Source organism: Sandaracinobacteroides saxicola, assembly GCF_014117445.1.
Taxonomy (GTDB): Bacteria; Pseudomonadota; Alphaproteobacteria; order Sphingomonadales; family Sphingomonadaceae; genus Sandaracinobacteroides_A; species Sandaracinobacteroides_A saxicola.
This window is the reverse complement of sequence record NZ_CP059851.1, coordinates 3,287,068-3,313,653: the sequence shown is the minus strand read 5'-3', so window position 1 is coordinate 3,313,653 and position 26,586 is coordinate 3,287,068. Positions and strand designations below refer to the sequence as shown.

26 protein-coding genes are annotated in these 26,586 nt (G+C 68.8%); 17 read left to right on the top strand and 9 right to left on the bottom strand.

Going from position 1 to position 26,586, the window contains the following annotated elements; all coding sequences use genetic code 11:
- Window positions 1–17 precede the first annotated feature (17 nt).
- Window positions 18–1,298: a metal-dependent hydrolase family protein gene (locus H3309_RS16625; protein WP_182296216.1), complete on the bottom strand. Its 1,281-nt coding sequence runs from the start codon at window positions 1,296–1,298 to the stop codon at window positions 18–20.
- A 140-nt stretch (window positions 1,299–1,438) separates the two neighbouring features.
- On the opposite strand from H3309_RS16625, the gene rplU reads away from it, so the two are divergent.
- Complete coding sequence (gene rplU / locus H3309_RS16620) at window positions 1,439–1,729, top strand: 50S ribosomal protein L21 (RefSeq protein ID WP_182296215.1); 291 nt, start codon at window positions 1,439–1,441, stop codon at window positions 1,727–1,729.
- Window positions 1,730–1,749: 20 nt separating this feature from the next.
- On the top strand, window positions 1,750–2,019 hold the full coding sequence (gene rpmA / locus H3309_RS16615; protein WP_182296214.1) for a 50S ribosomal protein L27: 270 nt from the start codon (window positions 1,750–1,752) through the stop codon (window positions 2,017–2,019).
- Window positions 2,020–2,085: 66 nt separating this feature from the next.
- Here rpmA and H3309_RS16610 read toward each other — a convergent pair whose 3' ends face one another.
- Window positions 2,086–2,310 carry a hypothetical protein gene (locus tag H3309_RS16610; protein WP_182296212.1) on the bottom strand — a complete coding sequence of 75 codons (225 nt, stop codon included), beginning with the start codon at window positions 2,308–2,310 and terminating at the stop codon, window positions 2,086–2,088.
- 112 nt (window positions 2,311–2,422) lie between these two features.
- Here H3309_RS16610 and obgE point away from each other — a divergent pair, with 112 nt between their 5' ends.
- From obgE to rsfS, 6 genes are all read left to right on the top strand, one after another.
- Window positions 2,423–3,463 carry a GTPase ObgE gene (gene obgE, locus H3309_RS16605; RefSeq protein ID WP_182296210.1) on the top strand — a complete coding sequence of 347 codons (1,041 nt, stop codon included), beginning with the start codon at window positions 2,423–2,425 and terminating at the stop codon, window positions 3,461–3,463.
- Window positions 3,448–4,578: a glutamate 5-kinase gene (gene proB / locus H3309_RS16600; protein WP_182296208.1), complete on the top strand. Its 1,131-nt coding sequence runs from the start codon at window positions 3,448–3,450 to the stop codon at window positions 4,576–4,578. Before obgE ends, proB begins: the two co-directional genes overlap by 16 nt.
- A 2-nt stretch (window positions 4,579–4,580) precedes the next feature.
- Window positions 4,581–5,105, top strand: coding sequence for a hypothetical protein (locus H3309_RS16595; RefSeq protein ID WP_182296206.1), 525 nt, complete (start codon window positions 4,581–4,583; stop codon window positions 5,103–5,105).
- The gene (locus H3309_RS16590; RefSeq protein WP_182296204.1) at window positions 5,102–6,355 is read left to right on the top strand and encodes a glutamate-5-semialdehyde dehydrogenase; all 1,254 of its coding nucleotides are present in this window, start codon (window positions 5,102–5,104) and stop codon (window positions 6,353–6,355) included. The genes H3309_RS16595 and H3309_RS16590 overlap by 4 nt, the downstream gene beginning before the upstream one ends.
- Window positions 6,356–6,446: 91 nt before the next feature.
- Window positions 6,447–7,040 carry a nicotinate-nucleotide adenylyltransferase gene (locus tag H3309_RS16585; protein ID WP_182296202.1) on the top strand — a complete coding sequence of 198 codons (594 nt, stop codon included), beginning with the start codon at window positions 6,447–6,449 and terminating at the stop codon, window positions 7,038–7,040.
- Window positions 7,037–7,411: a ribosome silencing factor gene (gene rsfS, locus H3309_RS16580; RefSeq protein WP_243453780.1), complete on the top strand. Its 375-nt coding sequence runs from the start codon at window positions 7,037–7,039 to the stop codon at window positions 7,409–7,411. Before H3309_RS16585 ends, rsfS begins: the two co-directional genes overlap by 4 nt.
- Window positions 7,412–7,414: 3 nt before the next feature.
- Here the strand turns inward: rsfS and H3309_RS17600 are convergent, their stop codons facing one another.
- From H3309_RS17600 to H3309_RS16550, 7 genes are read right to left on the bottom strand one after another with little or no spacing between them, the layout of a single operon-like run.
- Entirely contained in the window at window positions 7,415–7,537 is a 123-nt protein-coding gene (locus H3309_RS17600) for a hypothetical protein (protein WP_256401522.1), read from the bottom strand.
- A gap of 15 nt (window positions 7,538–7,552) precedes the next feature.
- Complete coding sequence (locus H3309_RS16575; RefSeq protein WP_182296198.1) at window positions 7,553–7,960, bottom strand: DUF2141 domain-containing protein; 408 nt, start codon at window positions 7,958–7,960, stop codon at window positions 7,553–7,555.
- Window positions 7,957–9,162, bottom strand: a complete 1,206-nt coding sequence (locus tag H3309_RS16570) for a serine hydrolase domain-containing protein (protein WP_182296196.1) — start codon at window positions 9,160–9,162, stop codon at window positions 7,957–7,959. The genes H3309_RS16575 and H3309_RS16570 overlap by 4 nt, the downstream gene beginning before the upstream one ends.
- Window positions 9,149–10,345, bottom strand: a complete 1,197-nt coding sequence (locus tag H3309_RS16565) for an MFS transporter (protein ID WP_182296194.1) — start codon at window positions 10,343–10,345, stop codon at window positions 9,149–9,151. Before H3309_RS16565 ends, H3309_RS16570 begins: the two co-directional genes overlap by 14 nt.
- A complete protein-coding gene (locus tag H3309_RS16560) occupies window positions 10,342–11,481 on the bottom strand; it encodes an aromatic ring-hydroxylating dioxygenase subunit alpha (protein WP_182296192.1) in 1,140 nt (379 codons plus the stop codon). Before H3309_RS16560 ends, H3309_RS16565 begins: the two co-directional genes overlap by 4 nt.
- Window positions 11,478–12,350, bottom strand: a complete 873-nt coding sequence (locus H3309_RS16555) for an SMP-30/gluconolactonase/LRE family protein (protein ID WP_182296190.1) — start codon at window positions 12,348–12,350, stop codon at window positions 11,478–11,480. The genes H3309_RS16560 and H3309_RS16555 overlap by 4 nt, the downstream gene beginning before the upstream one ends.
- A 32-nt stretch (window positions 12,351–12,382) precedes the next feature.
- Entirely contained in the window at window positions 12,383–13,054 is a 672-nt protein-coding gene (locus tag H3309_RS16550; protein ID WP_182296188.1) for a TetR/AcrR family transcriptional regulator, read from the bottom strand.
- Between the two features lie 116 nt (window positions 13,055–13,170).
- Here H3309_RS16550 and H3309_RS16545 point away from each other — a divergent pair, with 116 nt between their 5' ends.
- From H3309_RS16545 to lnt, 9 genes are all read left to right on the top strand, one after another.
- Window positions 13,171–15,762 (top strand): TonB-dependent receptor, encoded by a 2,592-nt coding sequence (locus H3309_RS16545; protein ID WP_182296186.1) that lies wholly within the window; start codon window positions 13,171–13,173, stop codon window positions 15,760–15,762.
- A gap of 158 nt (window positions 15,763–15,920) precedes the next feature.
- Window positions 15,921–17,330 (top strand): hypothetical protein, encoded by a 1,410-nt coding sequence (locus H3309_RS16540; protein WP_182296184.1) that lies wholly within the window; start codon window positions 15,921–15,923, stop codon window positions 17,328–17,330.
- Window positions 17,331–17,457: 127 nt separating this feature from the next.
- A complete protein-coding gene (gene prsK / locus H3309_RS16535; RefSeq protein ID WP_182296182.1) occupies window positions 17,458–19,563 on the top strand; it encodes an XrtA/PEP-CTERM system histidine kinase PrsK in 2,106 nt (701 codons plus the stop codon).
- Between the two features lie 3 nt (window positions 19,564–19,566).
- Window positions 19,567–20,925: a PEP-CTERM-box response regulator transcription factor gene (prsR, locus tag H3309_RS16530; RefSeq protein WP_182296180.1), complete on the top strand. Its 1,359-nt coding sequence runs from the start codon at window positions 19,567–19,569 to the stop codon at window positions 20,923–20,925.
- A gap of 275 nt (window positions 20,926–21,200) precedes the next feature.
- Window positions 21,201–21,839: a TetR/AcrR family transcriptional regulator gene (locus tag H3309_RS16525; protein WP_182296178.1), complete on the top strand. Its 639-nt coding sequence runs from the start codon at window positions 21,201–21,203 to the stop codon at window positions 21,837–21,839.
- A gap of 7 nt (window positions 21,840–21,846) precedes the next feature.
- Window positions 21,847–23,214 (top strand): FAD-dependent oxidoreductase, encoded by a 1,368-nt coding sequence (locus tag H3309_RS16520; RefSeq protein WP_182296175.1) that lies wholly within the window; start codon window positions 21,847–21,849, stop codon window positions 23,212–23,214.
- A 37-nt stretch (window positions 23,215–23,251) separates the two neighbouring features.
- Entirely contained in the window at window positions 23,252–24,634 is a 1,383-nt protein-coding gene (mgtE, locus tag H3309_RS16515) for a magnesium transporter (protein ID WP_182296174.1), read from the top strand.
- Window positions 24,634–25,035 (top strand): DUF1489 family protein, encoded by a 402-nt coding sequence (locus tag H3309_RS16510; protein WP_182296173.1) that lies wholly within the window; start codon window positions 24,634–24,636, stop codon window positions 25,033–25,035. The genes mgtE and H3309_RS16510 overlap by 1 nt, the downstream gene beginning before the upstream one ends.
- Window positions 25,032–26,576 carry an apolipoprotein N-acyltransferase gene (lnt, locus tag H3309_RS16505; protein WP_182296172.1) on the top strand — a complete coding sequence of 515 codons (1,545 nt, stop codon included), beginning with the start codon at window positions 25,032–25,034 and terminating at the stop codon, window positions 26,574–26,576. Before H3309_RS16510 ends, lnt begins: the two co-directional genes overlap by 4 nt.
- Window positions 26,577–26,586 lie beyond the last annotated feature (10 nt).

The following is a 26,586-nucleotide window of genomic DNA, read 5'->3' as shown; positions in this document are numbered from 1 at the left end:
TCCCCCTCTCGCAACGGTCAGTCGTTCAACGGCACTACCCGGCCGCCGGCCATGACGAAAGCCATTTTCATCAGGCTCTTGGGATCGGTCTGCGGGTCGCCGTCCACCGCGATGATGTCGGCGCGCTTGCCCACCGCGATGGTGCCCACATCCTCCTCGATGCCGAACAGTCTCGCGGTGCCGGTGGTCGCCGCCACCAGCGCCGCCTGCTGCGTCATGCCGCCCTTTTCCACCATCAGCGCGAACTCGCCGGCGTTGGCGCCATGTTCGAACACGCCCGAATCGGTGCCGAAGGCGATGTTGACGCCGGCGCGCTGGGCCGCGCGCAGGCCGACACCCCATTTCTGCAGCGCCTCGCGCGCCTTCTTCTCCACGACGGGCGTATAGATGCCCTTGCCCATCCGCGCGTTCACGCCTTGCAACGCCATCAGCGTCGCCACATACCAGCTGCCCTTCGCCTTCATCTCCTTGATGCCGGCGTCGTCGATAAAGGTGCCATGCTCGATGCTGGCGACCCCCGCCTTCGCCGCCTCGGTGATGCCGTCCGCGCCATGCGCGTGCGCCGCCACCTTCAGGCCCAATGTTGCGGCCGTCTTGACGATGGTTTCCATCTCGTCGTCGGTGAAATGCGCGCCCAGGCCGCGGCCCTGCTGAGAGAGCACGCCCCCGGTCGCGGTGATCTTGATCACGTCGGCGCCGCGCTTCGCCGCCTCCCGCACCCGCGCCGCGCACTGGTCCTCGCCGGTGCAGGTGTTGTCGCTGTCCAGCGCGTGCGTCACTTCTTCCCGAAAGCCGCTGACATCGCCATGCCCGCCGATGATCGACAGCGCCGGGCCAGAGGCGAGCACGCGCGGCCCGAACGCCAGGCCATCGCGAATCGCATCGCGCACGGCAAAGCCGCTCGCCTTGGCGCTGCCCAGGTCGCGCACGGTGGTGAAGCCGGCGCGCACGGTCAGCAGCGCGTTCTTCAGGCCCACGGCGGTCGCATATTCGTCGGTATCGATCGCCTCCCGCCAGAAGGGCGTGCCGGGATCGCCGGTCAGGTGGACATGCGCATCCATCAGGCCGGGCAGAACGGTCTTGCCCGACAGGTCGATGACGCGCGCGCCGGCGGGCACCGGGGCATCGGCGGGCAGGATGGCGGTGATGCGGCCGTTGGTCACCACCACCAGCGAGGGGCCGGCCGCCGGCCGCGCCGCATCAGTCACCAGCTTGCCGGCGCGAATCGCGATGGTCTCCGCCCGCGCGCCCGCCGCCAGCGCCAGCAGCGCCACTGCCCCCACCCAGAATTGCCGCATCCTCTTATCTCCCTGACAGCTTTTCTGCTTTGTTTCACGCCGACGCCCGGTTGACAAGCAAGGCCCCTCTCCCTTATGCGGCGCCCTCCCGCGGACGGCCCTGCCGTGTCGCGCACGCATGTTTGAAGATTGGACAGAAGATGTTCGCGGTTGTTCGCACCGGTGGCAAACAATATCGGGTTGCCGCCAATGACAAGATCATCGTGGAGCGCCTGGGCGGCGAGCCCGGCGAGACCATCACGCTGGATGACGTGCTGATGGTCAGCGACGGCGGCACGCTGAAGAGCGGCGGCGCGGTGACGGCGGAAATCCTGATGCATGACAAGGCCGACAAGGTCATCATCTTCAAGAAGCGCCGCCGCCACAACTATCGCCGCAAGAACGGCCACCGCCAGCACCAGACGGTGCTGAAAATCCTTTCCATCGCCTGAGCTGAAAGCGAGACCCCACCATGGCACATAAAAAGGCAGGCGGCTCGTCGCGCAACGGCCGCGATTCGAACGCGAAGCGCCTCGGCGTGAAGATTTTCGGCGGCCAGGATGCGGTCGCCGGCAACATCATCATCCGCCAGCGCGGCACCCGCGTCTATCCGGGCGTCAACGTCGGCCTGGGCAAGGATCACACCCTGTTCGCGACCGCGCACGGCAAGGTCCGCTTCCACGACGGCAAGCAGGGCCGCAAATATGTCAGCATCGACGCGGTGGCGCTGGCCGCCGAATAAGGGCTGAGGCACGAAAAAAGGGCCGGGAGAGGCGACTCTCCCGGCCCTTTGCGTGTCGAGCGGCGATCATTTCGGTGCGGCGGCCGCCTTTTCATGCGCCTTCGCGGCTTCCTTGTGATGCTTCGCCGCCATGCGGTGATGCTCGGCCTTCTTGGCGCCGGTCGCGCTCGCCGCGGCGGTCGCATGCTCCTGCGCCTTGGCGGCATGTTCGGCCGCGGCGGGCGCCTGGGCAAAGGCGCCCGTTGACAGCGCCAGCGCCGCCAGCGTCGCGATCAGGGGGGTTTTCGTCATGCTCACTCTCCTTCGTGCAGTTCCTCCTGCCCGTTCCTTGTCGGCGCCGCGCCTGTCACCGGTTCGACAACCCCCACAATTTTTCGTAAGCCGCGATTAAAGGCCCGTTCAGATGATGTTCCTCGACCAAGCCAAGATTCACCTGCGCTCCGGCTGGGGCGGGGACGGCGCCGTCGCCTTCCGGCGGGAGAAGTTCATCGAATATGGCGGCCCCAACGGCGGCGACGGCGGCAAGGGCGGGGACATCATCTTCCACGCCGTCGCCGGCCTCAACACGCTCATCGATTTCCGCTATGCCCAGCATTTCAAGGCGGCGCGCGGCGGCCATGGCATGGGCACCAACCGCACCGGCGCGCACGGCGGCGACCTGCTGATCCCCGTGCCCATCGGCACGCAGATCCTGGCGGATGATGCCGAGGATCCCAACGAGCGCACGCTGCTCGCCGACCTGACGGCCGAGGGCCAGCGCGTGGTGCTGCTGCGCGGCGGCGATGGCGGCAAGGGCAACACCCACTACAAGACCAGCACCAACCGCGCCCCGCGGCAGTTCCAGAAGGGCTTTCCCGGGCAGGAACTCAGCGTCTGGCTGCGGCTGAAGCTGCTGGCGGATGCCGGGCTGGTCGGCCTGCCCAACGCCGGCAAATCGAGTTTGCTGAACGCGCTCACCAATGCCCAGGCGAAGGTCGGCGCCTATGCCTTCACCACGTTGAAGCCGCAGCTCGGCGTCGTCAGCCATGCCGGCCGCGAATTCGTGCTGGCGGACATCCCCGGCCTGATCGAGGGCGCGGCGGATGGCGCCGGCATCGGTGACCGCTTCCTGGGCCATGTCGAGCGCTGCCGCGTGCTGCTGCACCTGGTCGATGCCGCCGGCGACGCGCCGACGGACGCCTATGACATCGTGCGCGGCGAGCTGGAGGCCTATGGCGCGGGGCTGGAGGACAAGGCGGAGATCATCCTCCTCACCAAGACCGACCTGGTGGACGGGCGCCAGCTGGCGAACATCCGCCGCGCGCTCGCCCGGCGAAGCGATGCGGAGGTGTTCGCGATCAGCGCCGCCACGCGGGCCGGCCTGCCGCCGATGCTGGACGCGGTGACGGAACTGGTGGCGAAAGGACAGGTGGCGAAGGACGTGGCGGCATGGACCCCGCTGTAGCGGCGCGGGTCGCGCCTTTCACCGGCGCGGCGCGGCTGGTGGTGAAGATCGGCTCCGCGCTGCTGGTCGCGGCGGACGGCGGCGTGCGGCGCGAGTGGCTCGCAAGCGTCATCGCCGATGTCGCCGCGCGCGTTGCCGCCGGTCAGCAGGTCGCCATCGTCTCCTCGGGCGCGATCGCGCTGGGGGCGAAGCGGCTGGGCCTGGCAAGGGGCGGGCGCGCCAGCCTGGAGGATGCGCAGGCCGCCGCCGCCACCGGCCAGATCCTGCTCGCCGGGCTGTATGCGGAGCTGCTGGCGGCGCATGGCCTGACCGCCGCGCAGATGCTGGTGACGCTGGGCGATCTGGAGGACCGGCGGCGCTACCTGAACGCCAGCGCCACGCTCGACCGGCTGCTGTCGCTGGGCGTGGTGCCGGTGCTGAACGAGAATGATTCGGTGGCGACCGAGGAAATCCGCTTTGGCGACAACGACCGCCTGGCCGCGCGGGTGGCGCAGGCGGCGGGCGCCGGCGCGGTGGTGCTGCTCTCCGATGTCGACGGGCTGTACACCGCCAATCCCGCGCTCGACCCCGGCGCGACGATGATCCCGACCGTCACCGACCTCGCCGCCGTGGACGGCGCTGCGGACGCCAGCAGCGGCAGCGGGCTGGGCAGCGGCGGCATGCTGGCAAAGGTGCAGGCGGCGCGGATCGCCGTTGCCGCCGGCGCCCACCTGGCCATCGCCGCCGGGCACGGCGCGCACCCGCTGGCGCGCTTCCTGGGCGATGGTGTCGGCACCATCTTCGTGGCGGGAGACCGCGAATCGGCGCGCAAGGCCTGGCTTGCCGGGCGGCTGACGGTGATGGGTGCGCTGCATGTCGACGCCGGCGCCGTCACGGCGCTGCGCAGCGGCAAGAGCCTACTCGCCGCCGGCGTGCGCCGGGTGGACGGCCGCTTCCAGCGCGGCGATCCCGTGGACGTCATTGGCCCCGCCGGCCCGGTGGCGCGCGGCCTTGCCGGCTATGACATCGCCGACGCCCGCGCCATCGCCGGCAAACGGAGTGATGCACAGGCGGCAATCCTGGGCTATGCACCGCGCAGCGCGATGATCCACCGGGACCAGATGGTAATGCTATGAATATGACGATTGATCAGCCAAAAAGCTATTCCGATGCGGCAAAATATAATGAATCAGTCACATCACTCAATAAACTGATTTTTGATAAGCAGCTAGAATACGCGTCACTTACAGACAGTGCTGCCAAAAACTATAATAACATTATTATAGTCGCAGGATATGCCGCATTCTTCGCTCTTTGGAGCGGAGTCGCCGGCCATATGGAAACTCAAGCAAAACTTTGGACAGTCATATTGATGTGTGTTTCACTTACATCATTCATCATATGGAATGTTGTACTAATGATTGTCCAGATAGAAGCTGTCTCTCTAATTGGTAAGGCGTTCAAATCCGTTGACAATGAAGAAGTTTTTTTAAAAGCTTGGCAAAGCGCACAAAATGAACGATACAAATATTCTGTTTTGTCACAAAAGTGGTTGTGGGCACCTACTTTCTATGTATCATTGACCACTGGCCTATTGGCCGCTGTATTATTAGGCTACAATGCATTATGTGAAATTGTAGGTGTTCACGGGTGGCCGAGATGAATCTAAGCTTTGATATTTCAGGAATTTCGGAACGTGCGCGACTTGCAGCTGGCGTCCTAGCGAAGGCGGCTACCGCTGCAAAGGCGGCCGCCATCCGCGCGGCCGCCGGCGAAATCCGCGCCCGCGCCCATGCCATCGTCGCCGCCAATGCCACGGACATGGCGGCCGGCGCAGCGAACGGGCTTTCGTCCGCGATGCTCGACCGGCTGATGCTGGATGCGAAGCGCGTCGAAGGCATCGCCGCCGCGCTGGAATCGGTCGCCGGCCTGCCCGATCCGGTCGGCGCCACCATTGATGGCTGGGAACGGCCGAACGGCCTCCGATTCTCGCGCGTGCGCGTGCCGCTGGGCGTCATCGGCATCATCTTCGAATCGCGCCCCAATGTCACCGCCGATGCCGGCGCGCTCTGCCTGATGAGCGGCAATGCCGCCATCCTGCGCGGCGGCAGCGAGGCGGCGCACAGCAACCGCGCCATCCACGCCGCCATGGCCGCGGGCATCGCGGCGAGCGGCCTTCCCGCCGATGCCGTGCAGCTGGTGCCGACGACCGACCGCGCCGCGGTGGGCGCAATGCTGGCGGCGCACGGCCTCATCGACATCATCATCCCGCGCGGCGGCAAATCGCTGGTCGCGCGCGTGCAGAACGAGGCGCGGGTGCCGGTGCTCGCGCATCTGGACGGCCTCTGCCATGTCTATGTCGATGCCGCCGCCGACCCGGCGAAGGCCGCCGCCATCGCGGTCAATGCCAAGCTGCGCCGTACCGGCGTGTGCGGCGCGGCGGAAACGCTGCTGATCGACCGGGCGGCGCTGGCCATGGCGCCGGCCATCCTCGCGGCCCTGCTCGATGCCGGCTGCGAGCTGCGGGTCTCCGACGAGCTGCGCGCCCTCGACCCGCGCCTGAAACCCGCCGTCGATGCCGACTGGGACACGGAATATCTCGATGCGATCCTGACCGTCGGCGTCGTCGATGGCGTCGTCGGCGCGGTCCGGCACATCAACCGCCACGGCAGCCACCATACCGACAGCATCGTCACCGAGGATGCGGGCGCCGCCGAAACCTTCCTCCAAGAGGTCGATTCGGCCATCGTGCTGCACAATGCCAGCACGCAGTTCGCCGACGGCGCCGAGTTCGGCTTCGGCGCCGAGATCGGCATCTCCACCGGCCGCCTGCACGCGCGCGGGCCGGTCGCGCTGGAAGGATTGACCACCTACAAATATCTCGTCCGGGGTGACGGGCAGGTTCGTCCATGACGAACCTGCCCGTCATCCTTCATTGGGCCGTCGCGGATGCAAAACCGGTTCCCACTTTTGCTGCGGCGGCCTCCGGACAGGTGCGCCCCGGTTGAGGAAGGGCCAAGCGGTCGGCCTGCTGGGCGGCAGTTTCAACCCGGCGCATGGCGGCCACCGGCACATCAGCCTGCAGGCGATGCGGCGGCTGAAGCTCGATGAAATCTGGTGGCTGGTCAGCCCGCAGAACCCGCTGAAACCGGTGGCCGGCATGGCGCCCTTCGCCGCGCGACTCGAAAGCGCCCGCCGCGTCGCGCGCCACCCGCGCCTCCGCGTCAGCGGGATCGAGGCCGCGCTGGACACCACGCTGACCGTGGACACGATTGCCGCGCTGAAGGCCCGCCACCCCCAGGTGCGCTTCGTCTGGCTGATGGGCGCGGACAATCTGTTGCAATTCCACCGCTGGGTCGCCTGGCGGGCCATCGCCGCGATGGTGCCGATTGTCGTTCTCGACCGGCCGGGCTATAGTGGCCGTCGCCACGCCGCACCGGCGCTGTCGTGGCTGCGGCGCTTCCGCCACCCTACCCCCGCCGGCTGGAGGAGTTGGTCGCTGCCCGCATTCGTCACCCTGAACCTGGGCTACGACCCGCGCTCGGCCACGCAAATCCGCCAGATCATGCCCCGTTGGGCAGAGGAAACCCCCGCTTGACCACCCCCGACCGTGTCGATGCGCTGCATGCGCTGATCCTGAAAACCCTCGACGACGACCAGGCTGTGGACGTCGTCTCGGTGCCGCTCGCCGGCAAGAGCACGATCGCCGACTATATGGTGATCGCATCCGGCCGCAGCACGCGCCAGGTCGCCAGCATGGCGCAGAAGATCGCCGCGAAGGCGAAGGAGGAGCTGGGCGTCAGCACGCGGCTGGAGGGCCTCGCCGCCGCCGACTGGGTGCTGATCGACGCCAAGGACGTCATCGTCCACCTGTTCCGGCCGGAGGTGCGCAGCTTCTACGCGCTGGAAAAAATGTGGGCGTTCGACGAAGCCGGCGCGCCGACGCGCGCCGAAGGGGCGGCGGCGTAAAGCTCAGTCGTCTTTCGGCTTGACCTCCGGCTCTTCCGAAATCTCTCGCGGTGCCTTCCGCTTGCGCAGATTGTCGCGCAGCGCCGCCTTCAGCCGCTCGCTCCGCGCCGTGTCTTCCTTGCCCATGCCGCCGGGATAGCGTCAGAGGTAGCGGAACGCCATGCTGATGCGCGCCTTGCCGCTGACCGGAATCGCCGATTTGCTGAAGCGCGGCATGCCGCCCGCCGTGCCGCTGACCGCCACGCCTTCCTTGGGCATGCCGATGAAATTGGTCTTCATCTTGCCGTTGCCATCACCGTCATGGAAGGCGCTGACGGCATAGGTGCCCGGCGCCAGCCCCTCGAAGGTCACGCTCGCCACGCCCGCCCTGATGGGCGCGCGCAGGGTGGCGGCGGCCCTGGCGCTGTCGAAACTGCTGAAGCCGCTGTCGGTCTTCCACAGGCTCACCACCGCCGTGCCCTCGCCCTTCGCGCCGGTCAGCTCCACGGTCAGGCTGTCCGCCAGCGCCGGCGCCGCCATCAGCAGCGCGGCGGTCATGATCATCTTCATGGGCGCAGTCCCCGGATCATCAGGTTGGGCAGGATGCTGTTGTCGAACTCGCCCGGGTCGCCCGGGCGCCGTGTGGGCGGCGGGCCGACGCGCAGCACCACCAGCTGGCGGGAGGGTATGATCCACATCGCCTGGTTGCCGCTGCCATCGAACAGGAACAGGTCGTCCGCTGCATAACATTCACCGTGCAGCACCCCCACCTCCTGGCTGCGGCGCGGGAACCAGCGCAGGCGTTTCACACATGGTTTGCCGATCCACATATGAAGTCCCCAATGCGGATTGGCCGGCGACGGCGTCACCGTCTCGGCAACCCATGTCGGCGGCAAAATTTGCTCGGCGTTCCACAGGCCGCGGTTCATCAGCAGCACGCCCAGCCGCAGGAAGCTTTCCGCCGGCAGCATCAGGCAGCAGCCGGTGTGCGCCAGCCCGCCCGGCCGGTTGACATAGACGGTGCCGCCGGCGGCACCGATCGGTTTCAGCAGAGCATGGCCCAGGTAATCGGCGTAGCGCTGCTTCGTCGCCCGCTCGATCACGATCGCCAGCACGTCGCTGGTGATCATCGAATAATCATATTCGCTGCCCGGCGGGTAATCGAGCGTCGTCTCGTCGATCAGGATGCGCTCATGATGCTCGGACAGATATTCGCGCATGGTCAGCGACCAGGGCTTGAAATCGTTATAGCTGAAGCGGCTGATGCCGCTGCTGTTCTGCAGGAACTGTCGGATGGTCGGCGCCGCCTTCGGCGTGCCCTTCCATTCGGTGATGAAATCGCTGACCGGCTGGTCGATGCTGCGGATGAAGCCTTGGCTCACCGCGCGGCCGATGACGATGCCCACCACCATCTTCGCCATGCTTTTCGACGCCAGCAGCTCGGTCTGGCGGAAACCGTTCCAGTAGCCGGCGGTCTGGATCGCGCCGCCCTGCTGCGGCCCGTGCCACACCAGGAAGCCGTCGGCCTTCGACTGTTTGGCGTAGGCCGACGCCTTCGACAGTGCGCCGGCATCGATCGCCGGCGTGGCCGCCACCGGCAGCGGCGCCCAGGCCGCGCCGGGCACCGGGTCCACCGGCTCATACCAGTCCGCCCGCTGCGGCTTCCCCATCGCCTGCGCCACCGCCATCCGCAGATAACGATCCATATAGGTTTTATTGGCGAAATAGCCGATCATCAGCAAAACGAGCAGCGTCAGCCTAAGGATGCGCATGCGCCACCTTCGGCCGCATCGACAGCAGCAACAGCAACGCCACCGCCATCACCCCGGCGCCGATCAGGAAGGGCGCCGCCGGCCCGATCCCCTGATAGAAGCTGCCCGACACCGCCGGCCCGACGAAGCGGCCCAGGCTGGAAATGCCCTGGGTCAGCCCGTTGATCAGGCCGCGGTCGCGATCCTCCGACACGTCCGCTACCATCACCTGATAGGCCGGGCTGAACAGCCCGACGCCGACCGCGGTGACGCAGGAGGCGACCAGCATCAGCGCGGGCGTGGGCATCAGCGCGGTGGCGGCAACGCCCACGCCATAGGCGGCAATGCCCGCGCCGGCCATGGCGCGCGCGCCGAAACGGCGCATCAACGGTGCGGCGGCGCCCCCTTGCAGCCCGGCGGTGATCACGCCGAACAGCGCGAAGGACAGCCCGACGTCGCGCGCGCCCCAGGCGAAGCGGTCATGCACGAAGATGGCGAACACCGTTTCCATCATGGCCGCGGCGCCGATCATCAGGAAGCTGAGCGCCATCAGGGCGATGACCACCGGCTTCGTGCCGAACAATTGGCCCATGCCCGGCCCGCCGCCCGCCGCCAGCACCGCCGCCCGCCGTTCCGGTGTCAGGCTCTCGCGCAGCAGGGCCAGCACCAGCAGCGTCGCCACGCCGGTCAGCGCCGCGCCGGCCCAGCAGACCCGGGCGAAATCGGCGAGCCCCGGGTTCTGCCCGGCGATCAGGCCCCCGATCGCCGGCCCCATGATGAAGCCCAGCCCGAAGGCCGCGCCCAAAATGCCCATCGCCTTCGGGCGATCCGCCGGCGCGCTGACGTCGCCGGCATAGGCGAAGGCGACCCCGATGTTGCCGGCCATCAGCCCGGCGAACAGCCGCGCCGCGCCCAGCGCAAGGATGTCGTGCGCGAACGCCATCGCGACATAGGCCAGGATCGAGCCGACCAGGCAGAGCAGGAGCACCGGCCGCCGCCCCGTGCGGTCGGAAAGCTTCCCCCACAGCGGCGCCCCCAGGAACTGCCCCAGCGAATAGGTGCCCATGGCGAGCGTCACCGCGGCCGGGTCCGCGCCCAGCGCCGTGCCGATGAACGGGAACACCGGCAGCACCACCCCGAACCCCGCCATGTTCACGAACACGACCAGGAACAGCATCAGGATCGGGCTGGGCGCCGCCTTCATTCGGCGGCTTCGGCGAGCGGCGGCAGCGAGCGCGCGGGCACCAGCGGCACCGTCTTCAGCACGAAATTGCGCCCCTGCGCCTCGGCCCGCGCGGGCGAGGGGATCACCATCGCGCGCGTGCCGTCCACCTCCTCGCGCAGCCGCTTCACGTCGATGGCCCAGCCGCGCTCGATCAGCTCCCGGCGCTTCAGGCGGAAGGCGTTCATCAGCCCGTCGGACTTGACGCTCAGCTCCTCGCGCAGGTCGGTCGGCACGATCTCCGGGCAGATTTCCTCGACGATGCGCGTGTCCTGCGCGAAGATTTTCAGCGTGCGCCTGGCGCTGTCGCCGTCCCACATCTTCCGGCGGAAGAAGCTGCGCGCCATGATCCAGCGGGTGATGGTGTTGTGCTCGTCGATCGGCGTGTTCACGTCGAAGATCACCATCCGCCAGGTCTGCGTCAGCCACACGTCCAGCCGCATCGTCGCGCCGGACAGGTGGAAGCCGGGGCTGGCCTCCACCGGCGTGCGCTCCTTGCGCACCAGCTTCCAGATGCCGCGCGGCAGCGGCGGGATATAGGTCACCTTGGCCTTGGCGCTCCATTCATCGGCGGCGATCTCGAAATCATGGATCGTCGCATTGTCGCGGTCGCCGAAGCTGGGGTGGACGAAGGGCGCATGGGCGAAATCCAGGCCGTTTTCGACGATGCGCGCATAGTTCGCCTTCCACTCCCACTCACCGCGGATGGTGCGCCAGTTCGCCGGGTCGTCATATTCCGGGAAGTCGGGCAGCGGCGGCCGCTCCGCCTCGGGCAGGTCGCCCAGGAACACCCACACCCAGCCATAGCGGATCTCGACTGGATAGCTGTCCACCCGCGCCCGGGTGGGGATTTTCGCCTCCGGCCCCAGCGACGGGATGTAATTCACCGCGCCGTCGCCGCCGAAACGCCAGCCGTGATAGGGGCATTCGACACAGTTGCCGACGGTGCGCCCGGCGCCCAGCGAAGCGCCCTTGTGCACGCACACGTCGGACAGGCAGTGCACCTGGCCGGCGGCGTCGCGGAACAGCGCGAAATCCAGCCCCAGCATACGCACCCGGCGGGGGGTCGCGCCAATTTGCGCGTCTTCTTCCGCGACATACCATTGGTTGATGATCATGCCGGCACCTCCGCCACACTGGTCAGCGCTTTCTCCAGCCCCAGCGCCCTGTCAGCCAGCACCGCGCCGGTCGACAGGTCAAGCGCGACCAATCGCCCCGCGAAGAAATCGCAGGCCCAAAGCCCGCCCCCGAAGCCGGCCGCCCGAACCACCAGATTCGCCCAGCCCCGCCCCGGCGGCAGCGGCAGTTCGCTGACCTCGCCATGCGTCGAGAGGCGGCGCGCCCCGCCACCGGTCGCCACCACGATCCCGCCACAGGGCAAGGCCGCCAGGCCGAAAAGAAAGCCCGGCGGATCCTCGCGCGTATGGATCGCGCCCAGCCGCCGGTCGGCGATCAGGTCATGGGCATAGATGTGGCTGCCGGTCTCGCTGACATGGAACAGGGTCTGCCCGTCCGCCGACAGCGCCATGTGGGTAACGCCCAGGAAGCCCGAGACGCCCCCGTTGGTCTCGGTGGCATAGACGGCGAGCGGCCTGCCGTCGGCATCGAACCGGTACACGCGCCCGCCGCCGGCGAACGGCCCGGTGGCGCCGCACAGATGCTCCGCCAGCAGGATGGTGCCGTCGGCGGGAAACAGCACGGAGCCGAACGGCATGTCGGTCATGGCATGCGGCGTCGGCAGGCGGCGGCCATCGGGCGCGAAACGGTCCAGCCCGCGCGCCTGCGCGTCCAGCACCCACAGCACGCCATCAGGGCCGAGGCCCAGGCCGGAGATCAGGCCGCGCCGCCCGGTGTCGACCGAGGCCCGTGCCGAGCCGTCGGCGGCCAGTTGCAGGATGCGCCCCATGCCGGTCGGGTAACGGGCCTCGGGCTCCAGGACGGTGGCGGGCACGAAGACATCGCCGGGTGCGAAGGGAAGCAGGGTCATGGTTCTGCCTTAGACATTCGTTGACCGGGCAGTCAACTTGTTGGCCGGTCGGGATCGGCGAGCGTCAGCACCCGGTCGAACATGCCCATCACCATCCCCCAGCTCATGTCGGCGGACAGGTCGAAGCCGAAATAGCGCGGCTGGTGGTGCGCCCGCAGCCCCAGATAGGTGGCGGCGGAATAGGCGATCAGGTTCAGGCTCAGCATGTCGGGGTGGGACAGGCGGGGGTCGCTCGCCAGCACCCGCTCGAAATCGGCGCGCACCAGGTTGCGCACATGCTCCACCGCCGCGCGCACTTCCGGCGAACCGATCAGCTCGCCCGACAGCAGGGCGCACAGCTCCGGATTGTTCCTGAGGGAAGCGGCATAGGCGAGCGCGACATGCCGCAGCTTTTCCGCCGGGCCACGCGCCACGAAGGTCTGCCACGGTTCGCCGATGATGTCCTCCAGGCTGCGCCAGACCGTGCGCGCCCGCACCCAGGCGCCGGCGACACCCGCCAGCCCTTCGAAATAGTCATAGACCTGCTTCTTGCCGACGCCGGCCTCCTTCACCAGCGCGTTCAGCCCCAGCCCGCCGATGCCCTCCCGCGACAGCAGCCGGCCGAAGGCGTCGATGATGGCATTTTCGGTGGCGGCGCGCCGCTCCGCCTGCGTCCGCCGCGGGGCCGTGGTCTTGCTGGCCTTTTCGACGCCGATATCCGCCATGGTCAACTTTCCGCTTGACGTGCCCTACGCGCTATTCAATCATATTGACCAGTCAGTCCACTTTGCAAGCCACAAAAATGCGGCAGCGGTGGGCCGGCACAGGGAAGAAGGGGACGATGATGCGGACAGGCGCGCGGGGCATGCGGGTGGCGGGATGCAGCCTGCTGGCGATGATCATGGCGGGCAGCGCGGGCGCCCAGAATCAGGCGGCCGGGGCCGACGGCGGCGACATCGGCGACATCATCGTGACGGCGCGCAAGCGCAGCGAGAATCTCCAGGACGTGCCGCTCGCCATCCGCGCCATCACCGCCGACACCATCGAGCGCGAGGGCGTGGTGCGCATCGACGACATCGCACGCCGCACCGCCGGGCTGACCTTCGACATCGGCGGCTTCCCGAACGACACAAGGCCGGCGCTGCGCGGCATGCAGGCCGAACGCGGCCGGCCCAGCGTCGCCGTGCTGATCGACGGGCAGGACCTGTCGGGCGAGAATCTCTCGATCGCCGGCGGCAGCGCCAGCCTGAACGCCGCGCTGTTCGACCTGGAACGGATCGAGGTGGTGAAAGGCCCGCAATCGACGCTCTATGGCCGCAGCGCCTTTGCCGGCGCGATCAATTACATCACCGCGCCGCCCAGCTTCACGCTGGGCGCCAAGATCAACGGCGAAGTCGCCGAATATGGCACCCGCGCCGTCTCCGCCAGCGTCACGGGCCCGCTGATCCCCGAACTGCTCGCCATCCGCGTCAACGGCGCCTATCGCGAGAACAACGGCTTTTATCGTCATCCGGTGAACGGCAGCCGGCTGGATGCCGCCGAATCGCAGGGCGCGGCGGTTTCGCTGCTGCTGACCCCGGCGCCCGACGTCCGCATCAGCGCCCGCTATCAGTACAGCCTGGACAAGATGTCCGACATGGCGACCGCCTTCATCGGTGCCAACACCCGGCTGGTCGCGCCCGGGGCGCTCTACTCGCCCTTCCCCGGTCCGCCGGCCACCATTCCCTGCCCGTCGGTCGTTTCCGGCCTGACGCCGGCGCAGCAGACGCAGTGCACGCGCGGCACGCTTGTGGGCCCGATCGGCGCCGGCGTCTCCAATGTCCAGATGAGCCTCAACCCGCTGACCGGCCAGGCCCCCTATGGCATGCGCCTCAAGCAGCATATCGGCGATGTCAAGATCGGCTGGGATTTCGGCGACGGCTCGCTCGACTATCGCTTCGGCTATCTGAAGAACCGCAGCGACATCGAAACCGATGGCGATTTCAGCGATTTTCCGGCCGCGCCCGGCCCGGTGCTGGCGCTGCAGGTGCTGCAACAGCTGCGCTACGACAACCGGCATATCGACAACGAGCTGCGCTATTCGCAGAAGCTGGGGCGCATCGACCTGGTGGTGGGCGCGCAATATTTCGTCGAGGACAGCAGCCTGTCCAACGGCTCGCAATTCTGGCTGCGCAATCCGGCCTCACCGCTCGCCGGCCCGCCGTTCAACCTGGCGACCGCGCCCAACAACCTGGGGCTGTTCCCGGTGGTGAACAGCCGGGAAACCAAATATCTCGGCCTGTTCGGCAGCCTCGCCTGGCAGATCAGCGACCAGCTGAAGCTGTCGCTGGAGGGTCGCTTCGGCCGCGACAAGATCACCTACCTCGCCAGCGGCTGGCGGCGGCAGGACACCTCGCTGTCGCGCCTGCGCCCGCTCTGCCTGCCGCAATTCGCCAATGGCGCCACCTTCAGCCCGACCAACCCCGCCGGCACGCCGCCCCCAGGCGTCGTCGCCGCCTGCCCGATCAACAACCAGCTCATCAGCGAGAAGTTCACCCCGCGCGTCACGCTGGAGTATAAGGCGACGCCCGACGCGCTGCTCTATGCCTCCTTCGCGCAGGGCTCGAAGCCCGGCGGCTTCAACACCAACGAGATCGTCAGCTTCACCGGCCAGGGCTATCGCCCGGAACGCGTCAACGCCTGGGAGGCAGGCGCGAAGACCCAGTGGCTCGACCGCCGCCTGACCCTCAACGCCGACGTCTATTACAACGACTATAAGGACCAGCAGATCGGCGTGCAGAACACCAACATCACGCCGTCGGGACAGGTGGTGACCACCGCGGGCATCGTCAACGCCGGCCGGGTGCGGGTCTATGGCTTCGAGCTCGACGCCGACCTTCGCGCCACCGAACAGCTCAGCCTGTTCGCCAGCTATGCTTATACCGACAGCAAGTTCAAATCCTATGTCCAGGGCCCGCCGCCGGGGTCCAATGCTGCCGCCTTTGCCGCCTGCGGCGTGCCCGCCGGCCAGACCTCGTCGGACCAGAACCGTGCCGAGGCCGGCAACATCTGCGCCGATTTCAGCGGCAATGTGGTGGGCAAGTCGCCGAAACATTCGCTCAACCTGGGCGCCACCTGGCGGCAGGGCTTCGGCTCGGGCCGCGACAACTGGTTCCTGCAAGCAGACGCCAGCCACCGGTCGAAACGCTTCACCGACGAAAGCAACCTCGCCTTCCTGCCCGGCTATTGGCGCATGAACCTGCGCGCCGGCATCGAGGTGGCGGGCTTCAGCGTCACCGCCTATCTGGACAATGTGTTCGACGACCGCCGCATCGAAAGTGCCCAGCGCAACGTCGATTTCGGCCGCCCCGAGGGGTTCGCGCCGGGCCGTGCCTTCATCGCCTATCTGCCCCGACCGCGCACCTTCGGGGTGCGCGCCGGGTTTAAATTCTGATTTCGGTGCCTCCGGGGGGAGGAAGGCGCGGCGACCGGAGCCGGCTTGCTGGTCGCTACGGACGTCGCGCCTCATCCCCCCCAGTCCATCCGCTGGACGAAACGCCACGCCGCCGCTGGCCGCTGGTCGTCGCCGCCGTCGCGCTCATCCTTGCCGGCTTGGCGGGGCTGGTCTGGTGGCAGAATCAGCCGAAAGGCTTCGATGCCGTCGCCGCGTGGCGGGCACAGCCGCCGAACGCCCGCGCCACCGGCCGCACCGGCGTGCTGGTCGTCGCGCTCATCCAGCCGACCCGCTATTCGCCGGTGTTCTACGAGAATTTCGTCGAGAAGCTCAGCCGCGTCGCCATCCCCTGGCCCATCAACCTGATCGCGCTGCGCGATACCGGCGTCGCGCTGCTCGACCCGACGCAGCCGGCGCGCACCGAACCCTTCACGCCGCGCCTGCTCGCCGACATCTGGGGCCGCACCGCCGACATCGACGGTGTGCCCTGGGTGGACAAGTGGCGGGAGGGCAAGGTGGACTGGGTCCCCCCCAGCGACGGCACCGCGGCCGACATCGGCAGCTTCGTCTATCGCTTCCGCGCCGGCGGCACGTCGGGCACCGCGCAGCGGGCGATGCTGAAGGCGCGCTACCTCTATTACGGCCGGCTGCCGGGCGGCATCCTGCCGCAGCAGGCGGAGACCGAGGCGATGGTGGCGCAGGCCTTCGCCGAGCTGCGCGCCGCCCATCCGGCGCTCGCGGGCGCCGCGCTGGTCGACGCCTTCGACAAGGCCGCCAAGCGGCGCGCGGTCAACGCCGTGCTGGACCAGGGCATCGACACGCTCGTCCTTGCCAGTGCGCTGCCGATCAAGTCGAGCTTCGAGGAGCTGCGCGGCAGCTATCCGCCGCTGGTGGCGATGATCGACGACTGGGTGGCGGCAAAGCCCGGCCGCCAGCGGCCGCGGCTGCTCATCGCCGCGCAGATGGCGGACAGCCCCGCCTTCCTGACGCTGTGGCAGGAACAGCTGGCCAACGCCCTGCCCGCCGCCGCCCCGCCCGGCGCCGGGGTCACCGTCATCATGTCGCTGCACGGCCTGCCCGAAGCCACGCTGAAACGCGACCTGTGGACGCGCAATGCCGCGCGCCTGACCGCGGCGCTGCAACCGCGCCTGGCGGCGGTGGCGCGCGCGCGCGGCTGGTCGCGGGTCACGGTGGTCAGCGCGCAGGAGGCCTTCGCCGACGGCCGGGAGGATCCGCACGACCGGCTGCTTTCCACCGGGGAAGTGTTCCGCCAGGCGGCGGCGCGCGGCGACCGGCTGGCGGTGGCGCTGCCCATCGAGTTCATGGCGGAGAACACCGACACGCTGTTCCTGCATTCGACGCTGATGTTCGCCGGCCTGCCTGATGCCATTCCCTATGCCGCGCCGCCGCCGGGAACCGACTGGAACCGGCCCTATGTCCGCCGGCATCGCCTGGGCGGCACCGAACTGGTCTATGCCGGCGCCCCCGGGCCGACCGGCCGCGCGCTCGCGGCACGGGCGCTGGCGCAGGCGATCGCGGCCCGCCTGCCGATATCCAAGGTCTCCTGAAGACCGCGAAACCATAGCGAATGGTTAACGGCATCAAACCTCTTTGAACTTCTTGGACTTTCGCGCTATCATCGGCAAAAGTCGGTCGCGCGCGCATTTTGTCCACTGGGGGGTCGCTCGAAGCCGCATGGCCGTTTCACAGACAATCGGATTGTTCAGCCACGCCATTGCCTGCGCCGGCTTCCTCACGCTCGCGCTGCTGCTCTGCCTGCGTCGCGGGATCGAGCCGATGCGGCTGGCGATTGCCTTCTCCGCCATCATCACCGCCGCCTGGGCCGCCATCTATGTCCTCGCCGCCCGTTATGGCGGCGATTATGGCCTGTGGCTGTCGCAGGCGGAAACGCTGCGCACGGCGGCCTGGGTGGGCGTGCTGGTGTTCATCCTGAAGGACAGCTTCGGCCTCGACGACCGGCCCTCCTCCTCCTTCTTCGTCGCGCTTATGCTCGGCTTCGTCATCGCGCTGCAACTGGTGATCGACAGCTTCATCGATTTCAGCGGCGCGCTGCCGCTGGACCAGCAATCCGCCGCCGCGCTGCTGTTCATCGCCTCGCGCCTGGTGGTCGCCATCTCCGGCCTGGTGCTGGTGCACAACCTCTACAGCAACAGCGCGCAGCAGGTGACGCTGGCGCCGCGCCTGCTCTGCGTCGGTCTGGGCGCCATTTTCGCCTATGATCTCAACCTCTACACCCTGCAGTTCCTGCTCGGCCAGAGCAGTGCCGACCTCATTGAGATCCGCGGCGCGGTGAACGCGCTCGCGGTGCCGATCCTGTGGCTCGCCACGCGCCGCGACCATGTCGCCCGCCTGCGCATCAGCCGCCAGGCCGCCTTCCACACCATCAGCTTCCTGGTCATCGGCGCCTATCTCATCGCCATGTCGCTGCTCGCCTATGGCCTGCGGCTGACCGGCGGGGACTGGGGGGAACTGCTTCAGGTCACCTTCCTCGCCACCACGCTGATCTTCGGCGCACTGGTCACGCTGTCGCCGCGCTTCCGCGCCGAAATGCGCGTGCGCATCGCCCGCAACTTCTACCGCTACCGTTATGATTACCGCCGCGAATGGCTGCGCTTCATCGACACCATCAGCTCGGAAACCGGCGCCGAACCGATCCGGGAGCGGCTGGCGATGGCGATCGCCCGCATCATGGAAAGCCCCGGCGCGCTGCTGCTGGAGCCGGTCGACGGCCGGGGCTTTGCCGAAACCGCGCGCTGGCAATGGGATGCGCTGCCCTCCCCGGTGATCGCCGAGGGCGCCGCGCTGCCGCTGTTCCTGGCCGAAAGCGGCCGCGTCGTGGCGTTCGACGAGATCCGCGACGGCCGCGGCGACTATGCCGGCCTCGGCCTGCCGGCCTGGGCGGCCGCCTCTCCCGACATCTGGCTCGCCATCCCGCTGATCCGCGCCGAGCAGCTGTGCGGCATCCTGCTGCTGCAACGCAGCCTGGTGCTGCGCGACCTCAACTGGGAGGATTTCGACCTGCTGCGTACCCTCGGCAGCCAGGGCGCCAGCTACCTTGCCGAAGCATCGGCGCAGGCGCGGCTGGAGGAATCGCGCCGCTTCGACGAGTTCAACCGCCGCTTCGCCTTCGTCATGCACGACATCAAGAACCTGATCAGCCAGGTCGGCCTGGTTGCGCGCAACGCCGAACGCCACGCTGACAACCCGGAATTCCGCGCCGACATGGTGGCGACGCTGAACAACAGCGTCACCAAGATGAACGACCTGCTCGCGCTGATGGGCAAGGCAAGCGGCAGCGCGCCGGAGCCGCAGGCCGGCAGCGCCGATCTCGCCCGCATCGCCACCATGGTGATCGCCGCCAAGCGCCGTGCCCATGGGGCGATGCGGCTGGAGGGGGCGGACCTGCCGCTGCCGCTGCCCGGCGACGAGGGCCGGCTGGAGGCGATGCTCACCCATCTGGTGCAGAACGCCATCGACGCCAGCGCGCCCGAGGCGCCGGTCACGGTCACGCTCGGGCGGCGGGGCGCCCTGGCGGAACTGACCGTGGCGGACCGCGGCCATGGCATGACCGCCGGCTTCATCCGCGAGGAATTGTTCAAACCCTTCCGCTCCACCAAGACCGGCGGCTTCGGCATCGGCGCGCACGAGGCGCGGGAAATCGTCCGCCAGCATGGCGGCCGGATGGAGGTGAGCAGCACGCCGGGCGAAGGCAGCACCTTTACCATCACCTTGCCGCTGCACCGCCAGCGCGCCGGTCGGCCGGCCTTGTCGAGGACATGAGGATTGAGTGAGAGCAAGCCCATATTGCTGGTGGTCGAGGACGACCCCGGACTGCAGCGCCAGCTGCGCTGGGCCTATGAGGCCTATGAGGTGGTGGTCGCCGGCGACCGGGAAAGCGCGCTGGCCGCCATGGCCACCCACACCCCCGCCGTGGTCACTCTCGACCTGGGCCTGCCGCCGGACCCCGATGGCACCAGCGAGGGGTTCGCCACGCTCGAAGCCATCCTGTCGGGCTATCCCGATACCCGGGTGATCGTCGCGTCCGGCCACGGCGCCCGCGAAAGCGCGCGCCGCGCCATCGGCATGGGCGCCTACGACTTCTACCAGAAGCCGGTCGACATCGACGACCTGGGCTTCATCGTCGGCCGCGCCTTCCATGTCGCCGAGATCGAGGCGGAGAACCGCCGCCTGCTGCAAAGCGCCACCGCCACGCCCTTCGCCCGGCTGATCACCGGCTCGCCGGAGATGCTGAAGGTCGCCACCATGGTGGAACGGGTGGCGTCCACTGATGTCTCGGTGCTGCTGCTCGGCGCCTCGGGCACCGGCAAGGAAGTGCTGGCGCAGGGCCTGCATGCCACGTCGCGCCGGGCCAAGGCGCCGTTCGTCGCCATCAACTGCGCCGCCATCCCTGAAAACCTGCTCGAAGCCGAACTGTTCGGCTATGAAAAGGGGGCCTTCACCGGCGCCATCAAGACCACGCCGGGCAAGATCGAGCTGGCCGAGGGCGGCACGCTGTTCCTGGACGAGGTCGGCGACATTCCGCTGCCGCTTCAGGTCAAGCTGCTGCGCTTCATCCAGGAACGGGTGGTCGAACGCATCGGCGGCCGAAAGCCGATCGAGGTCGACGTGCGCATCGTCTGCGCCACCCACCAGAATTTGAAGAAGATGATCGCCGACGGCCGTTTCCGCGACGATCTCTTCTATCGCATCGCCGAAATCAGCATCAACATCCCGTCGCTGAAGGAACGGGAGGGCGATGCCCTGCTGCTCGCCCACCATTTCCTGCAACGCTTCCGCGCCGACCGTCCCAGCGCCCCCTTCCGCTTCAGCCCGCAGGCCGCCGCCGCGATTTCCACCCACAGCTGGCCGGGCAATGTCCGCGAACTGGAAAACCGGGTGAAGCGCGCCATCATCATGGCCGACGGCGCCGCCATCACGCCCGCCGACCTCGACCTTGCCGACGGTGTCGAAAACAGCCTGATGACGCTCCGCCAGTCCCGCACCCTGTCCGATCGCCGCACCGTCACCGCCGCGCTGATGGCCAGCGACAACAGCATCAGCGGCGCCGCCAAGATCCTCGGCATCAGCCGTCCCACCCTCTATGACCTGATCCGCGACCTGGGGATCGAGGTGCAACACTGAGAGACCGTCCGATAAATCGTCCATGCCGGGCTGCGAACGTCGATTTGCTGTGCTCCGGTGCTCACGTGCCCTAAGCACGCTGCGCTCCGGTGCTCACAAATCAACGTTCTCGCCAACGGCCTGAACAATTTCTCGAACGGTCTCGGACCGTCGTGCCGTCATCCGGCGCGCGAACTGCCCGTTTCACCATGTCGGGCCGCTCCCCCCGCTATGCCCGCCCGGCGGATTATGCCTAGGCTCCTGTCACAAGCTTCATGCAGCAGAGGACGAGGCGTATGGCGACCCTGGCAGCACATGGCGTGGCGACGACGCTGCGCACCCCCACCCCCGCACCGAAGGTCGATGGCCGGCGGGAACGCAGCGCGGAATCGCGCCGCCGCATCCTTGCCGCGATGATCGCGCTGATCGACCGCGGCCAGGTCTCCCCCACCGCGGAACAGATCGCCGCCCATGCCGAGGTCTCGCTGCGGTCGGTGTTCCGCCACTTCGACGACATGGGGTCGTTGCAGCTGGAGATCGCCAACGAGATCAACAAGCGCGTCGCGCCCGCCATAGCGGCCCCCTTTGCCACCCTGGACTGGCCCGGCGTGCTCGACGCGGTGATCGAACGCCGCAGCGCGCTGTTCGAGCAGGTCATGCCCTACAAGGCGTCGATGGACATCTACCGACACCGCAGCCACGCTGTCGCCGCCGAATCGCGCCGCCTCACCGCCATCCAGCGGGATTTACTGACGCGCGTGTTCCCGGCCTGGGTCAGCGCCGACTTCGACCTGTTCGAGGCACTCAACGCCCTGCTCTCCATCGAAACCTGGCAGCGCCTGCGCGAACAGCAGAACCTGTCGGTCCCGGAAGCTGTCCGCATCCTGAGGAAAATGGTGTTCGCGCTGGTGAAGGGCGCCGATCCCGCCCCATAAGGGGGGCATGGACGACATTCATTACCCCGTCGTGATCATCGGCGCGGGCGCCGCCGGGTTGACGGCGGCACTCGCGGCGCGCGGCGCGGGTGCAGACGTGCTGGTGATCGAGCGCGACGGCAGCCCGCGCGGCACCACGGCCATGTCCACCGGCCTGATCCCCGCCGCCGGCACGCCGGAACAGGCCGCCGCCGGCATCGCCGACAGCCCGGCGCGCTTCGCCGCGGACATCATCGCCAAGACGAAGGGCAGCACCGATCCGGTGATGGCGGCCCATCTGGCCGCCGAAAGCGCCGCCACCATCGCCTTCCTGCAATCGCACGCCGTGCCCTTGTCGCTCGTCGACGGCTTCCTCTATCCGGGCCACAGCGCCCGGCGGATGATGGGCACGCCCAACCGCACCGGAGAGGAGCTGATGGCCGCGCTTGCCGCCGCCGCCAGCCGCGCCGGGGTCGACCTGCTCACCGATGCCCGCGCCGATGCGCTCGATGCCGACGCCGATGGCCTTGTCCGCCGCGTCACCGTGGAGCGCCCCGACGGCGCGCGCGAGACCATCGCCTGCACCACGCTCATCCTCGCCTGCTGCGGCTTCGCCGGCAACCGCGACCTCGTCGCCCGCCACATCCCGGAGATGCTGGAGGCGACCTTCCACGGCCACCCGGGCAACACCGGCGATGCGCTGCGCTGGGGGGAGGCGCTGGGCGCCGCGCTTGCCGACATGGACGCCTACCAGGGCCATGGCGGCCTCGCCTGGGGCCATGGCATCCCGATCCTGTGGCCGCTCATCATGGAGGGCGGCTTTCAGGTGAACCGCCGCGGTGAACGCTTCAGCAACGAGTCGCTCGGCTACAGCGAGCAGGCGGTGAAGGTCGTCGCCCAGCCGGAAAAGTCCGCCTGGAGCGTCTTCGACGCGCGCTGCGACACCGTCATGCGCCAGTTCGACGATTATCGCGACGCGCTGTCTGCCGGCGCCATCATTCAGGCCGACAGCCTCGCCGAGCTTGCTGCCCGCTGCGGCCTGCCCGCCGAGGCGCTGGAACGCACCGCCGCGCAGGTGGAAGCCTGCGTGAACGGCGCCGCCACCTGCCCCTTCGGCCGGGATTTCACTGGTAAAACGCCGTTGCAAGCCCCCTGGTTCGCCGCCCGCGTCACCGGCGCGCTGTTCCACACCCAGGGCGGCCTGGTGGTGGACCCCGACGCCCGGGTGCTGCGCGGCGGTGGCGGCGCGCTGCCCAACCTGTTCGCCGCCGGCGGCGCGGCGCGCGGCATCAGCGGGCGCGGCGCCGGCGGCTACCTTGCCGGCAATGGCCTGCTTACCGCCACCACGCTCGGCCGCCTCGCCGGCACCGCCGCGGCGCGGCGGGCGACCGTCTGACCCCTTTCAACCGGCCGCGCGCGCGCCTAATGCCAGAATGATGAGCGACGCCGCCACCACGCCCGCCGTCGAGGACAACCGCCTCCGTGGCGACTTCCTGCGCGCGGTGGAGGCGGCGCTGGAGGCCGACGATGCCGCCCGGGTGCGCGAACTGGCCACGCCGCTGCACCCCGCCGACCTGGCCGACCTGTTCGAACAGCTGGCGACCGACTGGCGGGAACCGCTGGCCGCCGCACTGGGCGACATGCTCGACGCCGACACCCTCTCTGAGATGAACGAGTGGGTGCGGGACGAGGTGATCGCCACGCTGGAACCCGCGCAGGTGGCCGAGGCGGTGTCGGAGATGGACACCGACGACGCCGTCGCCCTGATCGAGGAGATGGAGCCGGAGGACGCGCAGGCGGTCCTCGACGAGATGGCGCCCGACGACCGCGTCGCCATCGAGACCGCGCTGTCCTACCCCGAGGAATCCGCCGGCCGGCTGATGCAGCGCGAGCTGATTGCCGTGCCCGAACATCTGGGCATCGGCCAGGTGATCGACTGGTTGCGCGACCATCCCGAAACCGGCATGGATTTCTGGGAAATCTTCGTCGTCGATCCGGCGCACAAGCCGGTCGGCACCATGCGCCTGTCCTGGGTGCTCACCACCCCGCGCGACATTCCCGTGGCCGACGTCATGCAGCGCGAACAGACGCTGATCCCGGTCACCATGGACCAGGAGGAAGTGGCACTGCGCTTCCAGAAATATGCGCTGATCTCGGCCGCGGTGGTGGATGAAGACGGCCGGCTGGTGGGGGTGATCACCGTCGATGACATCGTCCACATCATCAGCCAGGAGGCCGGCGAGGACATTTTGAAGATGACCGGCGCCGGCGACGGCGACATCAACGAGCCGGTGCTGGACAGCTACAAGGCCCGGGTGAAATGGCTGATCGCCAACCTCGGCACGGCGCTCATCAGCAGCACGGTGATCGCGCAGTTCGAAGGCACGATCGAGAAGATGGTCATCCTCGCCGCGCTCACCCCCATCGTCGCCTCGATCGGGGGCAACGCCGGCACGCAGACGATGGCGGTCGCCGTGCGCGCGCTCGCCACCGACCAGCTGACCGAGGCGAACACCTGGCGCACGATCCGCCGGGAAATCCGCGTCGCGCTGCTGAACGGCCTGACCATCGCGGCGCTGCTCGGGCTGGGCGTGGCGGTGCTGCTCGGCAACATGCAGCTGGGCGCGGTGATCGCGGCTGCCGCGCTGTTCAACATCATGGTGGCGGGGCTGGCGGGCGTGCTGGTGCCGGTCACGCTCAACCATTTCCGCGCCGACCCGGCGGTCGCCAGCAGCGTCTTCGTCACCATGACCACCGACACCATGGGCTTTTTGGCCTTCCTCACGCTCGCTTCCCTCGCCGGGCTGACCGGCTGATGCTGCACATGAGCAGGGTGGCGTTCGGCTGCACCGAGTGGACCGAGATCGCCGAACGCCAGGCGCAGTTCGCCGGGCGCGGACCGGACGGCGCCGTCATCCTCACCACCCGCAACGGCCCCACCCGCGCCGCGGAAATGGCCGGCGGCTCGCTGTTCTGGATCATCAAGCACCGCATCGTCGCGCGCCAGGCGTTGGTCGGCTTCCGCCCGCTCGACGGCGCCACCGCGATCCTGCTGCACCCGCCTGTCATCCCGACGCTGGCCAGCGCCCGCCGCTCGCACCAGGGCTGGCGCTATCTGACGCCCGAGGACGCGCCGCCCGATCTCGCCGACGCCGGCGACGCGGCGGCGTTGCCCCCCGAGCTCGCGGCGAAACTGGGCGCGCTGGACCTGATATGACGCCGCCCGCCGCGCGCCTCGCCGCCCTGCCGCCGCCCGCGCGCCTGCTGCTGGCGGCGCTGGCCGGGTTGATCGCCGCCACCGGCTTCGCGCCGCTGGAAAATATCGCCCCTGTGCTGCTCGGCGGCACCTTGCTGTTGCTGCTGCTGAACGGGGCCACCACCGCCCGCGCCGGCTTCGCGCTCGGCTGGGCGTTCGGCCTTGCCCATTTCGCGCTGGGGTTCGATTGGATCGCCACCGCCTTCGGCTTCCAGGCGGCGATGCCGGTGTGGATGGGCTGGGTCGCGGTCGTCGGCCTGTCGGCCTTCCTCGCCGTCTATCCCGGCCTTGCCGCCGCGCTGACCGTCCGCTTCGCCCGCACCGCCGTCACCCGGGCGCTGCTGTTCGCCGCCGCCTGGATGGCGGGCGAGTGGCTGCGCGGCACGCTGTTCACCGGTTTCGCCTGGAACCCGCTCGGCGCGCCCTGGCTGCAACTGCCCGGTGTCGCCGCGCTGGCGGCGGTCATCGGCGCCATCGGCCTTTCCGGCCTTGCCCTGCTCTGTGCCGGCAGCTTCGCCGCGCTGATCGGCGGGCGTGGCGAGCGCGGCCGTGCGGCGCTGGTCGCCGTCTTCCCCCTCGTGCTGGCGCTGGGCCTGCTGTGGCCCCGCATCCGCCCCGCGCCCCCGCCGCCGCTCCCCGGCGTGCAGCTCTTCCTCGTCCAGGCCAACATCGACCAGGCCCAGAAACTCGCCCCCAACAGCGATGCCACCATCCTCACCCGCTACCTCGCGCTCACCCAGTCGATCACGCCCGGCAGCGGCACGCCGGTCATCATCTGGCCCGAGGCCGCGATCGAAATGCTGCTGGAGGAGGAACCCGCGCTCCGCGCCGTGATCGGTTCCGCGCTGCCGCCGCGCGGCATGCTGCTCACCGGCGGCGTCGCCGTCCTTCGGGATGGCAGCGGCGCCGCCACCGCCGCCACCAACAGCCTGTTCGCGCTCGATCCGAAGGGCCGCATCCGCGCCCGTTATGACAAGGCGCATCTGGTGCCCGGCGGCGAATATCTGCCGCTGCGCTGGCTCGCGGAACCGCTCGGCCTCGCCCGCCTGGTGCCCGGCAGCCTCGATTTCCGCCCCGGCCCCGGCCCGCGCACGCTGCGCCTGCCCGGCATCCCGCCCTTCGGCGTGCAGATCTGTTACGAGATCATCTTTCCTGCGCGCGTCGTCGCCGCGGACCGGCCGGCCTGGCTGCTGACCGTCTCCAACGATGCCTGGTTCGGCGCCTCCGGCCCGCCGCAGCATTTCGCGCAGGCGCGGCTGCGGGCCATCGAGGAAGGGCTGCCCGTGGTGCGCGTCACCCCCACCGGCATCAGCGGGGTGATCGATGCGCGGGGGCAGGTCCTCGCCCGCGTCGGCATGGCGCAGGCCGCGGTGTTGCCCGCCAGCGTCCCCGGCGCCGCGCCCGCCACGCCCTTCGCCCGCTGGGGCCATGGCCTGACGCTGGTCTTCGGCCTGCTGCTGCTGGGCGCAACCCTCGCTTTGCAACGGGAGAGAAAGATTTAAGCAAGTCTTT

What these genes read in the sequence shown, in the direction of transcription:
- H3309_RS16575 (WP_182296198.1), bottom strand. Translation starts at nt 7,960, where the DNA reads ATGAAGATGATCATGACCGCCGCGCTGCTGATGGCGGCGCCGGCGCTG.
- mgtE (WP_182296174.1), top strand. Translation starts at nt 23,252, where the DNA reads ATGATGAGCGACGCCGCCACCACGCCCGCCGTCGAGGACAACCGCCTC.
- prsK (WP_182296182.1), top strand. Translation starts at nt 17,458, where the DNA reads ATGGCCGTTTCACAGACAATCGGATTGTTCAGCCACGCCATTGCCTGC.
- H3309_RS16545 (WP_182296186.1), top strand. Translation starts at nt 13,171, where the DNA reads ATGATGCGGACAGGCGCGCGGGGCATGCGGGTGGCGGGATGCAGCCTG.
- H3309_RS17600 (WP_256401522.1), bottom strand. Translation starts at nt 7,537, where the DNA reads ATGGGCAAGGAAGACACGGCGCGGAGCGAGCGGCTGAAGGCGGCGCTG.
- H3309_RS16525 (WP_182296178.1), top strand. Translation starts at nt 21,201, where the DNA reads ATGGCGACCCTGGCAGCACATGGCGTGGCGACGACGCTGCGCACCCCC.
- rplU (WP_182296215.1), top strand. Translation starts at nt 1,439, where the DNA reads ATGTTCGCGGTTGTTCGCACCGGTGGCAAACAATATCGGGTTGCCGCC.
- H3309_RS16560 (WP_182296192.1), bottom strand. Translation starts at nt 11,481, where the DNA reads ATGATCATCAACCAATGGTATGTCGCGGAAGAAGACGCGCAAATTGGC.
- H3309_RS16510 (WP_182296173.1), top strand. Translation starts at nt 24,634, where the DNA reads ATGCTGCACATGAGCAGGGTGGCGTTCGGCTGCACCGAGTGGACCGAG.
- proB (WP_182296208.1), top strand. Translation starts at nt 3,448, where the DNA reads ATGGACCCCGCTGTAGCGGCGCGGGTCGCGCCTTTCACCGGCGCGGCG.
- rpmA (WP_182296214.1), top strand. Translation starts at nt 1,750, where the DNA reads ATGGCACATAAAAAGGCAGGCGGCTCGTCGCGCAACGGCCGCGATTCG.
- H3309_RS16550 (WP_182296188.1), bottom strand. Translation starts at nt 13,054, where the DNA reads ATGGCGGATATCGGCGTCGAAAAGGCCAGCAAGACCACGGCCCCGCGG.
- H3309_RS16625 (WP_182296216.1), bottom strand. Translation starts at nt 1,298, where the DNA reads ATGCGGCAATTCTGGGTGGGGGCAGTGGCGCTGCTGGCGCTGGCGGCG.
- H3309_RS16595 (WP_182296206.1), top strand. Translation starts at nt 4,581, where the DNA reads ATGACGATTGATCAGCCAAAAAGCTATTCCGATGCGGCAAAATATAAT.
- H3309_RS16520 (WP_182296175.1), top strand. Translation starts at nt 21,847, where the DNA reads ATGGACGACATTCATTACCCCGTCGTGATCATCGGCGCGGGCGCCGCC.
- H3309_RS16610 (WP_182296212.1), bottom strand. Translation starts at nt 2,310, where the DNA reads ATGACGAAAACCCCCCTGATCGCGACGCTGGCGGCGCTGGCGCTGTCA.
- lnt (WP_182296172.1), top strand. Translation starts at nt 25,032, where the DNA reads ATGACGCCGCCCGCCGCGCGCCTCGCCGCCCTGCCGCCGCCCGCGCGC.
- H3309_RS16555 (WP_182296190.1), bottom strand. Translation starts at nt 12,350, where the DNA reads ATGACCCTGCTTCCCTTCGCACCCGGCGATGTCTTCGTGCCCGCCACC.
- obgE (WP_182296210.1), top strand. Translation starts at nt 2,423, where the DNA reads ATGATGTTCCTCGACCAAGCCAAGATTCACCTGCGCTCCGGCTGGGGC.
- H3309_RS16565 (WP_182296194.1), bottom strand. Translation starts at nt 10,345, where the DNA reads ATGAAGGCGGCGCCCAGCCCGATCCTGATGCTGTTCCTGGTCGTGTTC.
- H3309_RS16570 (WP_182296196.1), bottom strand. Translation starts at nt 9,162, where the DNA reads ATGCGCATCCTTAGGCTGACGCTGCTCGTTTTGCTGATGATCGGCTAT.
- H3309_RS16590 (WP_182296204.1), top strand. Translation starts at nt 5,102, where the DNA reads ATGAATCTAAGCTTTGATATTTCAGGAATTTCGGAACGTGCGCGACTT.